We start from the raw sequence: 10498 nt of genomic DNA, 5'->3' as shown, positions 1-10498 counted from the left end.
GGACGTGTCGGTCTACGTGCTCAACATGGGCCAGCCGGTGAAGATCGTCGATCTCGCCGAGCGCATGATCCGTCTCTCGGGCTTGCAACCCGGCTACGATATCGAAATCGTGTTCACGGGCATGCGGCCCGGCGAACGGCTGCACGAAATCCTGTTCGCCTCCGAGGAGCCGACGCGCGAGATCGGCGTCGCCGGCGTCATGGCCGCGCAGCCGAACGAGCCGCCGATGCAGACGCTGCGCAAATGGATTGCGGCGCTGGAGCAGGCGATCGCGCGCGACGATCGGGCCACCATCAGGACCATCCTGAAGGACGCGATTCCGGAATTCGGGTCGACCGCGGCCTGATCATGCAGCCTCGAGGCAAGATCATCGTGGCGAGCCAGCATTACCCGCCTGATCCGAGCACGACCGCGGCGATCATGGCCGAGATCGCCTGCCGCATCGCCGGCGATCACGAGGTCGTGGTGCTGTCGGGCTCACCGGGCGCGTTGCCGGCCTCGCAGACCGGCCCGGGCAAGCCGCGGGTCGTCGCCGTCAAGAACCGGATGGCGGGCAAGGCGGCGCTGGTGCGGCGCGGCGCCTCCGAACTGCTGTTCGCGGCGCGCACGTTCCTGGCGTTGACACGGGAGCTGAGACGAGGTGACGTCGTGCTCACCGTCACCGCACCGTTCATGCTGCCTTACGCCGTCGCGGCGGCGGCAAGGCTGAAGCGCGCGCGCTCGGCGCTGATCATGCACGACCTCTTCCCCGACGTGCTAGTGATGGCGGGCCTGCTGAAGCCCGGTTCGATCGTGGCCATGACGATGCGTGCCGCCAACAGCCTGATGTTCCGTGCGCTCAATGCCGTCATCACCATCGGCCGCGATGCGGAACGGCCGCTGCTGAGCTATTCCGGCATGACGCGGAACAAGATCCGCTTCATCCCGAACTGGGCGACGCTCGTGGCCGCCCCCCGGCCGGTGACGGCGGATAATCCATTCCGCAAAGCGCTCTCGGCGCGTTTCGTTGTCGGCCTGTCGGGCAATCTCGGCTTCACCCATGATCCGGAGATCGTGTTCGAGGCGGCGCGCCTTTTGAGGGCCGAGCCGGACATCCACTTCCTGCTCTCCGGCTGGGGCATCGGCTTCGAGCGGTTGAAGCAGTTGCAGGCCGAAGCGACCTTGCCCAATGTCTCCTTCGTGGGGCGGGTTGAGGATGCCGAGCTCGAGGCCTTCCTGGCGGCGGCCAATCTGTGGATCATTCCGTACCGGAAGGACGTTGCGGGGGTGTCGGTGCCGAGCCGGTTCTACAATCTGCTGGCCGTCGGCCGTCCCGTGGTGCTGGTCTCCGAACCGGAGGCCGAGGCCGCGTTGACGGTGGTGGAGAGCGGGCTGGGCTGGGTCGTGACGCCCGGCCGTGCCGATCAACTGGCCGAGGCGATCCGCGCGGCCTCTTGCTCCGACGGTGTCACCATTGCGGAGCGCGCGGTCAAGGCGGCGGCGAAGTTCGATCGCGTCACCGCGATGAACGCCTATGCCGCCCTGATCGACGAATTGTTGCGCAACCCCGAACTGGAGGAGCAGAGATGAACGGACACAAGCCAGTCGTGCTGGTGACGGGTGCGAGCGGTTTCGTCGGCCGTCATGTCGTGCCCGCACTGGCGCACGAGGGGTGGTCGGTCCGCCGCGCGGTGCGCAGATCGAAAGGCATGGACGACGAGGTCGTGATCGAAACGATTGGGCCCGAAACCGACTGGCAGGCGGCGATCGAAGGCGTCGACGCCGTCGTTCATCTCGCCGCGCGGGTGCATCACAAGCACGAAGAGCATGCGGTCCAGCTCTATCGCAACGTCAACATTGCCGGCACGCTGCACCTGGCGCGCAGCGCGGCGACGGCCGGCGTGCGCCAGTTCATCTTCATCAGCACCGTTCTCGTGCATGGTCGCAGCAATGACGGTCGCGCGCCGTTCAGCGAGGACGATGTCCTGACGCCGCGCGGTCTCTACGGCATGTCCAAGGCCGCGGCCGAAGCGGGCTTGAAGACGCTGGCGCGCGACAGCGCCATGAAGATCTCGGTGATCAGGCCGCCGCTGGTCTATGGTGCGGGCGCCAAAGGCAATTTCGCGCTGCTGACGCGCGCAGTGAACCTCGGGCTGCCGCTTCCGTTTGCCGCGATCCGCAATCACCGCGCCTTCCTTGCCGTGCAGAACCTGTCGTCGTTCATCCTGCGACGGCTCTCTCAGCCAGATCCCGCGAGCAATTTCGAGATCTTCCTGGTGGCTGACAGGGAACAGGTCTCGACTCCTGACTTCATCAAGCGCGTGGCCATCGCGTCCGGCAAGAACCCCCGGCTGTTCGGCATGCCGCCGGACCTGCTCAGCAAGCTTCTCATCGTGATGGGCCGGCAAGAAACGCATGACAGCCTGATCGGCTCGCTCGAGCTCAACGTCTCCAAGGCGATCGCAACCGGGTGGCAGCCGCAGGTCACCCTGGACGAGGGCCTGCGGCTTGCACTGTTGGCTCAGGACAGCTGAGGGCGCGAGAACCGTCGCAGCACGAATCCTACTGCGATCGCACCTGCCAGCAGCGCCAGCATCGTGATCGTCGCCACACCGGCACGAATGGTGACGACAGCAAGCAGCGCAAGCACGAGATTGAGCGCGAACACCTCGCCGACCACGCGGGAGACCGTGAAGCCGTGGTCGGTGGCGCGCTGGTAGAAATGCGAGCGATGCGCCGACCAGAATTGCTCGCGTCTTGCGATGCGCCGGAACAGCGTGATGGTGGAATCCACGAGGTAATAGGCCGGCAGCAACAGCGCCGCGGCGGGCTGCCCGCGCCAGGCGAGCTCGAGCAGGCACCAGCCGAGCAAAAGGCCGATCGGCAGGCTGCCGACATCGCCCAGGAAGACTTTTGCGACCGGCTTGTTGAACGGCGCAAAGCCGAGCATGGCGCCGCACAGCGCCGCGGCGATCAGCGCGGCCGGCCACGACAGATCGCCGAGCAGTCCCAGCAGCAGCAGCGCCGCGGTGACGGGCACGACTTCCGCCACGGTCATCAGGTCGAGCCCGTCCATGAAGTTGACGAGGTTCACGAACCACACGCCCGCCAGCAGGATGAGGCCGCGCTCCAGCGCGAGCGGCAGCGCCGGCACGATGCGCGCGTCCTCGGGCGTGGTGAACACGACGGCGCCGACGGCTGCGGCCTGCAGCACGAGCCGTACCAGCACCGGCAGCGACATGATGTCGTCGGCAAATCCGACCACGGCGATCAACACAGTCGCAGCGATCAGCGCCGGCGGAATCGCGACATTCGCCCAGACTGCCCAGGCTGATGCGACCAGCAGCGTCGCTGATATCACGGCGATGCCCGCCCCCTGCGGGGTCGGGATACGGTGCGAGGACCGCGCGTTGGGCCGCGCCAATGCGTAACGCTGGAGCAGGGGGCGGCTGCTCCAGGTGATGACACCCGACACCAGCGCGGCAATCGCAACGGCAAGCAGCGAGGGGACGGCGCCGAGCGCATCGACGGCCGCGTTCACTGCGGCACCCCGAGCGGCGCCGATCCCTGCGCGGCTTTCTCGGCGCTGAGGATCCAGACCAGGCCGCCGATCGCGCCGACGATGAAGTACACGGCGCCGAACAGCAGCGAGACGTTGACGCCCTCGTTTGCGGCCAGCCCCGCGAAGCCGAACGCGAGGCCCATGGTGGCTTCCCGCACGCCCCAGCCGGCGATCGAGATCGGCATCATCGTGATCAGCATCACCGGCGGCACCAGCATAAAGACGTCGCTGAATCCGACCGGCGCGGCAATCGACTGCACGACGCACCAGGCGACCACGACGGCCAGCACATGCACGGCGAGCGACAGGATCACGACGGCCGGTCCGCGCGAGCGGCTGAAGATCACGCGGTTGGCGATCACGGCACAGGCGTGGATGTGATGCGTGGCCCACCAGGTTTTCAGCCAGTGCCATTTCAGCGCGCCGAAGACCAGAAAGCCGAGGCCACCCGCGAGCGCCGCGAGGTCGACGAGCAGCAGCGCCGAGCGCCCGTGCGGATCAGCGATGAGGCCGTAGCTCCAGGGTAGGCTCGCGACGATCATGATCGCGAGCGCGATCAAACCGATCGCGCGGTCGACGAAGATCGAGTAGGTCGCAGCGCGCCAGCCGGCGCCGGCGCGCGCGACGAGCCACAGCCGGACCGCATCGCCGCCGATCGCCGAGGGCAAGGTCTGGTTGAAGAACGATCCGATTACGTTGTAACGCATGGCCCGGCCGAGCTCGAGCGGGGCGCCGCATGCGGCGCTGATCTCGCGCCAACGCAACACGCCGACGAAGATTTGCAGGAACGTGACGGCGATCGCCAAGCCGATCCAGAACAGGCTGGTCACGGTGAAACGCGAAAACAGTTCGGACAGATCGACCTTGCGCAGCGCCAGGTATAGCAGCGCTCCGGAAATCAGGATCTTGGCCGTCGACAGCAGGATTCGGCGCATTTCGCCCGCATGAACAAGGTTTTGAAGCAACCCGACGCAAGGCGCCGAATTCGGCCGCTTTGGTATGGTTTTGGCGCCGATCTTGCAATAGCGGTGATCAGGAGCCCGCATGCAGGGCGGCCGGCTATTGCGGCCCCGTCGATGCGGAGGCTAAAGAGGCGCCGCGGGCGAAAGATCGAGCGACGGATCGGGCGAAGCGGTCCTTGGGAACAGGATGAGGGATCACCGCAGATCGTCCGGCTGCCGCAAATGCGCCGTCTAAGGTCTACAATGTCGGCAACCACCACCCGGAAGAGCTGATGCACGTCGTCGGAGTTCTGGAGCCGGAGCTGGGTCGGACGGCGATCAAAGAATTGCTGCCGAGAGACCTTTTGGAAACGTCCGCGGATGTCGAGGATCTGATGCGCGATACCGGCTTTGCACCGTCAACGCCGATCGCGCACGGAATTCGTAATTTTGTCACCTGGTATCGGAACGACCTCAAGGTTTGAAATGACGATGGACAAACGCATTATCCCCCTGATCATGTGCGGCGGTGCCGGAACGCGGCTGTGGCCGGCTTCGCGCGAGGTGCGCCCCAAGCAGTTCCTGCCGCTGTTCGGCACGCGCTCGACCTTCCAGGACACGCTGTTGCGCGTCTCGGAGGCCTCGCTGTTCGATCGCCCGATCGTCATCACCAATGCGTCCTATCGCTTCATGGTGCTGGAGCAGCTCGCCGAAATCGGCATCGAGGCCGACGTGATCCTGGAGCCGATGCGGCGCGATTCCGGTCCTGCGATCGCAGCCGGCGCGGTGTTCGCGCAGAACCGCGCCAGTGAGGCGATCGTGCTCGCGCTCGCCGCCGATCACGTGGTGCAGGACAATGCCGCCTTCGTCGCGGCGTGCCGCCAGGGCCTCACCGCCGCGAGCGCCGGGCGCATCGTCACGTTCGGCGTCAAGCCGGAGCGGCCGGCGACTGAATACGGCTATATCAGCCCGGGCGAGGTCATTTCCGGCGAGGTGCACGCGGTCGCGCGCTTCGTCGAGAAGCCGGATGCGGTGAAGGCGGCCGACTATGTCAATTCCGGCTATCTCTGGAACAGCGGCAACTTCATGTTTCCGGCCAGCGTATTGCTGGACGAATACCGCAAGGTCGACGCTTTGAGCGTGGAGGCCATCTCCAATGCCGTGACCAATGCCGGCCGCGATCTCGGCTTCGTGACGCTGGAGCCCGAGGCGTTCGGCGCAGCCAAGGCGATCTCGATCGACTATGCGGTGATGGAGAAGACCGCGCGCGCAGCGGTGGTGCCGGTGTCGTGCGGCTGGTCCGACGTCGGCTCCTGGCACGCGGTGTGGGAATTGTCGGACAAGGACGCGCAAGGCAATGCTTCGCATGGCAGTGCGGTGTTCGAGGATTCCCGCAACTGCAACGTCACCACCGACTCCGCGCTGGTCGCGCTCGAAGGTGTCGACGATCTCATCGTGGTGGCGACCGCGGACGCAGTGCTGGTCTCGCGTCAGAAGGATGCCAACGGGCTGAAGCGGCTGGTCACAAAACTCAAGGCGGTCGCACCGAAGGTCACCGAGGAGCACCTCAAGGTGCATCGGCCCTGGGGCAGCTACCAGTCGGTCGACAATGGCGAGCGCCACCAGGTCAAGCGCATCGTGGTGAAGCCGGGCGGGCGTCTGTCGCTGCAGAAGCACCATCATCGCGCCGAGCACTGGATCGTGGTCCGCGGCACAGCCCGCGTCACCGTCAACGAGACCGTCAAAAGCGTGCACGAGAACGAGTCGATCTACATCCCGATGGGCGCGGTGCACCGGATGGAGAATCCCGGTAAAATCATGCTGGAGCTGATCGAGGTCCAGACGGGAAGCTATCTCGGGGAAGACGACATCATCCGGATTGAAGACGACTATCAAAGGTCGTAACCACCACACTCCGAATCACGCGACCCGGGCCAAAAGAGTGGTCTCTTCCAGAGGCTTAAGGCCCGGGGAACGTGTAACTGTTTGAATCAAATCGTGTCCGGACCGCTAGCTCCGCATTCGCCACAAATGTGGCGTCCGTGCTAGAAGCGCCCCGGGGATTTGCGTTGAATCGGGGTTTGCTCAAATGAGTTCCACAGGATCTACACCGGCAAAGGCCGGCTTGCGCGTCGGCGTCATTGGTGCCGGCGTGATGGGCAGCAACCACGCGCGCGTGCTCGCGGGTCTTCCCGGCGTCAGCCTCGTCGGCGTCGTCGATCCTTCGCCGGCACATCGCACGCGGGCGATGGAGCTTGCCAATTGCGCGAGCTTTGAGACGCTCGACCAGCTCTTGGCCGAAGGCGTCGATGCCGTCACCATTGCGGCGCCGACCCATCTGCATCATGAGGTCTCGCTCGCCTGCATCGCCAAGAACATCCACGTGATGGTCGAGAAGCCGATTGCGTCCACGGTCGCGGAAGGCCGCGAGATCGTCACGGCTGCGCAAAAGGCCGGCGTGACGCTGATGGTCGGCCATGTCGAGCGCTTCAATCCAGCCGTTGCCGCCGTCAAGCAGGCGATCGCGGGCGAGGATATTCTGTCGATCGCGATCACGCGCGTCGGCCCATTCCCGCCGCGCATGTCCAATGTCGGCGTCGTCATCGATCTTGCCGTGCACGACATCGATCTGATCCGCTGGTTCACCGAATCCGACATCGTCGAGGTGCAGCCGCAATTGTCGAGTGCGGTCGCCGAGCGCGAGGACATCGCGCTCTTGCAGTTCCGCACCGCCAACGGCGTGCTCGCGCACATCAACACCAACTGGCTGACGCCGTTCAAGGCGCGCAGCGTCACGGTCGCGACCCGCGGCAAATACGTGATGGGCGATCTCCTGACGCGCCAGGTCACCGAATGTTTCGGCTTCAAGCCTGACGGCAGCTATTCGATGCGGCATCTGCCGGTCGGCCATGACGAGCCGCTCCGCGCCGAACTGATCGCGTTCCTCAAGGCCGTGCGCAACGGCGAGACGCCGGCGGTCACCGGCGACGAAGGCGTCGCCAGCCTCGAGATCGCGACGCAGTGCCTGGAAACGCCGTCGCGGCCCGCCGCCAAGTCGTCCGCCCTCAAGGGCCCGCGCCGCGTCGCGGGTTGATCCCACTCCATGTTGACCGATCAAAACCCGCAAGGCGCCATGAACCAGCATCTGCGTTCCGAACCCATTCCCTTCATCGACGTCGCCTCGCAGCGCCGCCGGCTCGGCGACTCGCTCGATGCCGCCGTGAAGCGCGTTCTCGATCATTGTCAGTTCGTCAACGGCCCTGAAGTCGCCGAGCTCGAGAAGCAGCTTGCGGCCTATTGCGGCGCCAAACACGTCATCGGCTGCGCCAGCGGCACCGACGCGATCCTGATGGTGATGATGGCGAAGAATGTCGGGCCTGGCGACGCCGTCCTGTGTCCGTCCTTCACCTTCATCGCGACGGCTTCGCCGGTGGCGCGGACCGGCGCGACGCCGGTTTATGTCGATGTTGACGAAGCGACCTTCAACATGAGCCCGGAATCGCTCAAGCGCGGCATCGCGACCGCCCGCAAGGCCGGCCTCAAGCCGGTCGCGGTCATTCCGGTCGATTTGTTCGGCCAGCCGGCCGATCACGATGCCATCGCGGAGATCGCCAAGGCCGAAGGCCTGTTCGTGCTCGATGACGCAGCCCAAGGCTTTGGCGCGAGCTACAAGGGCCGCAAGCTCGGCACCTTTGGGCTCGCCACCGCGACCAGCTTCTTCCCGGCAAAGCCGCTCGGCTGCTTCGGCGACGGCGGCGCGATCTTCACCGATGATGACGAGCTCGCGGCGACGCTGCGCAGCATCCGCGTGCACGGGCAGGGCGTCGACAAATACGACAACGTCCGCCTCGGCCTGACCGGCCGGCTCGATACCATGCAGGCCGCGATCCTGATCGAGAAGCTGAAGATCTTCGACGACGAGATCGCCGCCCGCAACAAGGTCGCGGAGCGCTACGCGCGCGGTCTCGGTAATGTGGTCACCGTGCCGCGCGTGGCGCCCGGCAATACGTCGGTCTGGGCGCAGTACACGATCCGCCTTCCCGAGGGTACCGACCGCGACGGCTTTGCCGCCGCGCTGAAGGCCCAGGGCGTGCCGACGGCGATCTACTACGGCAAGTCGATGCATCAGCAGACGGCCTACAAGCAGTACCCGGTGGCAGAGGGCGGTCTGCCGGGCTGCGAGAGCCTGTCGCAGGACGTCATCAGCCTGCCGATGCATGCCTATCTGACCGAAGCCGATCAGGAGCGAATCATCGCGGCCGTGCGCGGCGCGCTTTCAACCTGAATTCGCCGTTTTGCTGCGCGAGCTCTTCCTTTAGAAGGGAACGATGCTCGGACGTATCTTCACGGTTGGTGGCTACACGCTGCTCTCGCGGCTGACGGGATTTGCCCGCGACATCATGCTTGCCGCGATTCTCGGCGCCGGCCCCGTGGCCGACGCCTTTTTCGTAGCGCTGCGGCTGCCCAACCATTTCCGTGCGATCTTCGCCGAGGGCGCCTTCAACGCCGCCTGGGTGCCGGCCTATGCGCACGTGCACGGTGAGCGCGGGGAGGGGGCGGCAAGATTGTTCGCCGACCGCATCTTCACGCTGCTGCTGGCCTCGCAAGTGGTGCTGCTGATCGTCGCCTGGGTGTTCATGCCGCAGGCCATGAGCATTTTGGCGCCCGGCTTTTCCGAGGACGCCGAGCAGCGCAAGCTCGCGATCGAGCTGACCCGGATCACCTTTCCCTATCTACTGCTGATCACGCTGGTGACGCTCTATGGCGGCATGCTCAACGTGATGCAGCGCTTTGCGAGCGCCGCAGCCGCGTCGATCTTCCTCAACATCTCGATGATGATGACGCTGGCGCTCGCCGCATGGTTTCCCGGCGCGGGCCACGCTGCCGCCTGGGGTGTCCTGATCTCAGGTTTTTTGCAGTATTTCCTGCTCGCCGGCGATCTCGCCCGCCATGGCGGCCTGCCGCGCTTTGCGCCGCTCAAGCTCGACGAAGACGTCCGCGCATTCTTTAAAGCACTCGGGCCGGCGACGCTGGGCTCGATGGGCACGCAGCTCGCGCTGTTTGCCGACACCATCATCGCGACTTTCCTGCCGGCGGGCGCGCTGTCGGCGCTGTATTACGCCGACCGTCTCAACCAGCTCCCGATCGGCGTGATCGGCATTGCCATCGGCACGGTGCTGCTGCCGGAGATGTCGCGGCGGATCACGGCCAACGATCATGACGGCGCGATGAAGGCGCAGCGCCGCGCGTTCGATTTCACGCTGCTGTTCTCGGTGCCGTTCGTCGCCGCCTTCCTCACCGTGCCCGACGCGATCATGCGCGCGCTGTTCGCCCGTGGTGCGTTCTCGAAAGCCGATGCCGCCGCTGCCGGCGCCACGCTCGCGGCCTATGCCATCGGCCTGATCCCCTTCGTACTGATCCGCAGCGCGGTCGCGACCTTCTACGCGCGCAAGGACACGGCGACGCCGGTGCGGGCGTCGCTGACCGGCATCGCGGTCAACGTCGCCTTGAAAATTGCCTTGATGGGATCGCTGGCCCAGATCGGGCTTGCGCTGGCCACTGCCGTCGGCGTGTGGACCAACCTGCTACTGGTGCTGTTCTTCGCGGTGCGGCGAGGCTTTCTCGTGCCGGACCGCGCCTGGCTGTTGTCGCTCGCCAAATTCCTGCTGACCGGGCTCATCCTGGCCGCCGCCTTCTGGCTCATCGCGCGCTTCAGCAGTCCTTCGTTGGGCGCGATGCACTTCCGGGACGAATTGACGCTGCTTCTGCTGGCCGTCGGGGGCACGATCGTCTATGCGCTCGCCATCCTTGCGCTGTTCGGGCGCCGCTGGCTGGTCTCACTGGTGCGAGGTTAACTTTTTCATGTTTTCAACGCATTGACGGCTCGACCTTGTCGGCACGGGCCAGTCTCGATCGTCCTTGGATGGACACATCTCGGAAGTGCGGCGGATGGACCCTGCACACGTGACGTGATGCCGTCACCTCGAGCCGGCAAAATTCGAACCAGGAGCACTGT

Annotated in this window: 9 protein-coding genes and 1 pseudogene; 8 read left to right on the top strand and 2 right to left on the bottom strand. The window is 65.5% G+C overall.

The genetic code is table 11. The features are described from left to right. From IVB42_RS18885 to IVB42_RS18875, 3 genes are all read left to right on the top strand, one after another. A partial coding sequence (locus tag IVB42_RS18885; protein ID WP_247470852.1) for a polysaccharide biosynthesis protein occupies window positions 1-346 on the top strand: 346 nt, incomplete at its 5' end. A gap of 2 nt (window positions 347-348) precedes the next feature. Continuing rightward, window positions 349-1569 (top strand): glycosyltransferase family 4 protein, encoded by a 1221-nt coding sequence (locus IVB42_RS18880; RefSeq protein ID WP_247470849.1) that lies wholly within the window; start codon window positions 349-351, stop codon window positions 1567-1569. Beyond that, on the top strand, window positions 1566-2513 hold the full coding sequence (locus IVB42_RS18875) for an NAD-dependent epimerase/dehydratase family protein (protein ID WP_247470846.1): 948 nt from the start codon (window positions 1566-1568) through the stop codon (window positions 2511-2513). Before IVB42_RS18880 ends, IVB42_RS18875 begins: the two co-directional genes overlap by 4 nt. On the opposite strand, the gene IVB42_RS18870 is transcribed toward IVB42_RS18875, so the two are convergent. Together IVB42_RS18870 and IVB42_RS18865 are read right to left on the bottom strand one after the other, a co-directional pair. Then, a complete protein-coding gene (locus IVB42_RS18870) occupies window positions 2501-3520 on the bottom strand; it encodes a glycosyltransferase family 4 protein (protein WP_247470839.1) in 1020 nt (339 codons plus the stop codon). The genes IVB42_RS18875 and IVB42_RS18870 overlap by 13 nt on opposite strands. Beyond that, window positions 3517-4476 carry a lysylphosphatidylglycerol synthase transmembrane domain-containing protein gene (locus IVB42_RS18865; RefSeq protein ID WP_247297118.1) on the bottom strand — a complete coding sequence of 320 codons (960 nt, stop codon included), beginning with the start codon at window positions 4474-4476 and terminating at the stop codon, window positions 3517-3519. The genes IVB42_RS18870 and IVB42_RS18865 overlap by 4 nt, the downstream gene beginning before the upstream one ends. 221 nt (window positions 4477-4697) lie before the next feature. Here IVB42_RS18865 and IVB42_RS18860 point away from each other — a divergent pair. The 5 genes and pseudogenes from IVB42_RS18860 to murJ form a co-directional block, all read left to right on the top strand. Further along, window positions 4698-4967, top strand: a pseudogene (locus IVB42_RS18860) (UDP-glucuronate 5-epimerase); the annotation flags it as partial. Window positions 4968-4974: 7 nt separating this feature from the next. After that, window positions 4975-6387, top strand: coding sequence for a mannose-1-phosphate guanylyltransferase/mannose-6-phosphate isomerase (locus IVB42_RS18855; protein WP_247470836.1), 1413 nt, complete (start codon window positions 4975-4977; stop codon window positions 6385-6387). Between the two features lie 184 nt (window positions 6388-6571). Next, window positions 6572-7576, top strand: coding sequence for a Gfo/Idh/MocA family oxidoreductase (locus IVB42_RS18850; RefSeq protein ID WP_247470833.1), 1005 nt, complete (start codon window positions 6572-6574; stop codon window positions 7574-7576). 39 nt (window positions 7577-7615) lie between these two features. Continuing rightward, window positions 7616-8767: a DegT/DnrJ/EryC1/StrS family aminotransferase gene (locus IVB42_RS18845; protein ID WP_247470855.1), complete on the top strand. Its 1152-nt coding sequence runs from the start codon at window positions 7616-7618 to the stop codon at window positions 8765-8767. A 43-nt stretch (window positions 8768-8810) separates the two neighbouring features. Then, window positions 8811-10337, top strand: a complete 1527-nt coding sequence (gene murJ / locus IVB42_RS18840) for a murein biosynthesis integral membrane protein MurJ (protein ID WP_247470828.1) — start codon at window positions 8811-8813, stop codon at window positions 10335-10337. Window positions 10338-10498 lie beyond the last annotated feature (161 nt).

Source organism: Bradyrhizobium sp. 45 (genome assembly GCF_023073155.1).
In the GTDB taxonomy this organism is placed as follows: domain Bacteria; phylum Pseudomonadota; class Alphaproteobacteria; order Rhizobiales; family Xanthobacteraceae; genus Bradyrhizobium; species Bradyrhizobium canariense_D.
Note: the sequence above shows the minus strand (reverse complement) of the source record. Positions and strands in the feature narration are given on the sequence as shown.

What these genes read in the sequence shown, in the direction of transcription:
- IVB42_RS18850 (WP_247470833.1), top strand. Translation starts at nt 6,572, where the DNA reads ATGAGTTCCACAGGATCTACACCGGCAAAGGCCGGCTTGCGCGTCGGC.
- IVB42_RS18875 (WP_247470846.1), top strand. Translation starts at nt 1,566, where the DNA reads ATGAACGGACACAAGCCAGTCGTGCTGGTGACGGGTGCGAGCGGTTTC.
- IVB42_RS18845 (WP_247470855.1), top strand. Translation starts at nt 7,616, where the DNA reads ATGAACCAGCATCTGCGTTCCGAACCCATTCCCTTCATCGACGTCGCC.
- IVB42_RS18880 (WP_247470849.1), top strand. Translation starts at nt 349, where the DNA reads ATGCAGCCTCGAGGCAAGATCATCGTGGCGAGCCAGCATTACCCGCCT.
- murJ (WP_247470828.1), top strand. Translation starts at nt 8,811, where the DNA reads ATGCTCGGACGTATCTTCACGGTTGGTGGCTACACGCTGCTCTCGCGG.
- IVB42_RS18855 (WP_247470836.1), top strand. Translation starts at nt 4,975, where the DNA reads ATGGACAAACGCATTATCCCCCTGATCATGTGCGGCGGTGCCGGAACG.
- IVB42_RS18865 (WP_247297118.1), bottom strand. Translation starts at nt 4,476, where the DNA reads ATGCGCCGAATCCTGCTGTCGACGGCCAAGATCCTGATTTCCGGAGCG.